Origin of the sequence: Agathobacter ruminis (assembly GCF_002735305.1) — a bacterium.
GTDB lineage: Bacteria > Bacillota > Clostridia > Lachnospirales > Lachnospiraceae > Roseburia > Roseburia ruminis.
This window is the reverse complement of the sequence record NZ_PDYG01000085.1, coordinates 1-1,972: the sequence shown is the minus strand read 5'-3', so window position 1 is coordinate 1,972 and position 1,972 is coordinate 1. Positions and strand designations below refer to the sequence as shown.

Below are 1,972 nucleotides of genomic sequence, written 5' to 3'. Positions count from 1 at the left end.
GGGGGGGGGTACTATGGTACTAGAAAAAATAGGCGAGGAGACGTTTTTATGGGACAAGATGCTAAGAAACAGAATGCTTTGGAGAAGTGTAAGTCGTATGCTGAAATTTACAGGAATGTTACGAATCCTGTAGTGGAATCAATAATTGAAAAATATTTGGAAGGGGTACCAATCGATGGAGACAAGATTAAGAATCTGAATGGATATCTGAAAGATATTATGGCATGGAAAACTAATCAGATAGACCATTTCTGCACGACGAAGGAAAAGGGCATTGCATATAAAGATAAGAAAAATATATCGTTCCAGAAATTGGAATCGATAGTTTACGATTATAAAGCTAATTACAAAGATGAAGATTACAAGAATTTATTTAAGAAACTGGTAAAGGTAAAAGGAATCGGAAATGTATATGCAATTACAATTATCTTCTTTTTGTCGCACGGAGAATATCCTATTTATGACAAATTTGCCGATGTAGGACTGTATTCAATGATGACTGGTGATGAAGAAGTTCCGCTACGAATAATGACTGACCGTGGGTTTGATGGTGCATGGAGTTATTATTTAGAATACAGAGATGCATTGACGAGTTTATTCGGGGACAGATGGAAAGGCAAAGATGGAAGATTTGTCGATAAGGGATTATGGGCATACGGACATACTGTCAAATCAATAACATGCAAACAATCTGATGGAAATCGATTCTATCATTTTTATAAGAAGGGTGATGACCATGAAAAATAAAATGAAAAAATTATTCTGCACCATTATCTGTATGGCATTAATCTTTACAGGTATTCAGATGGATGCCTTCTATGTGTATGCAGAAGAAACTGAAGACACATTCGTCTGGCCGGAAGCACCATCAGATTGGTATAAGGATTTCAATTATACACTTGAAGGGGATGAAATAGTCCTTTTGGGTTATAAGTGTGAGAATGCGAGTGATGTGACACTAGTCATTCCGGGAACTGCTACCATTGAAGGAATCGAGTATAAGACAGTGTTACGTGGTGTGGAATTTGAAAATGAAAAATGCCCTAAAAATGTTAAGATTGGTGATGGGGTAATATTGCGTAGCAATGGAGGCTGCTCAGCAATTTCTTTTCATGGAGATGTTGAAAGAATAAGCTTTGGTGACTGTGATTGTTCTGAAATGGATACAATGAATAGTATGTTTTCAGAATGTACAAAGCTGAAGCAGTTAGAGTTAAAAAAACTAAATACTTCAAATGTTCTTAACGTTAATAGTTGCTTTTATCGCTGCGAAAATCTTACGGAAATAGATTTATCTGATCTAGATTTTTCACATTTATGCGTAATGTGTGAAATGTTTGAGGGGTGTTCTGGATTAAAAAAGATAAGTCTGGACAATGTTGATACAAAAAATGTTAATAATATGAGCGAAATGTTTTATGGCTGCGGAAACCTAATAGAATTGGATTTCAGAGACTTTGACACTTCAAACGTGACGGATATGACAAACATGTTCATGGGCTGTACAAAAATCAAAAAATTAGATGTGAGTAATTTTAATACTTCTAAAGTGACTAGCATGAGACGTATGTTTGAGGGATGCGGTAATCTCAAAGAATTAGATGTAAGTGGTTTTGATACTACAAATGTAATCGATATGTGTGGTATGTTTGAATATTGCAGTAATCTTACAGAAGTGGATTTGAGCGGCTTTGATACTTCAAACGTGACTGATATGAGTGGCATGTTTTTTGGTTGTAGTAATCTTATAGAAATAGATTTAAAAGATTTTGATACTTCAAAGGTGACCAACATGCATGGAATGTTTTTGGATTGTAATATTCTTTCAGAATTAGATTTGAGTAGATTTGATACCACAAATGTGACTGATATGTCGGCCCTGTTTTGTGATTGTAGTAATCTAACTAAATTGGATTTGAGTAGTTTTGACACCACAAATGTGACTGATATGGCCCATATGTTTAATGGTTGC

At 35.0% G+C, this 1,972-nt stretch carries 2 protein-coding genes; both read left to right on the top strand.

Annotation, left to right across the window (positions count from 1 at the left end; all coding sequences use genetic code 11):
- The coding region (locus tag CSX02_RS09940; protein ID WP_207653777.1) for a hypothetical protein at positions 1-747 on the top strand (747 nt) is incomplete at its 5' end.
- On the top strand, positions 737-1,972 hold a 1,236-nt coding region (locus CSX02_RS09935), incomplete at its 3' end, for a BspA family leucine-rich repeat surface protein (RefSeq protein WP_189281495.1). The genes CSX02_RS09940 and CSX02_RS09935, both read left to right, overlap by 11 nt.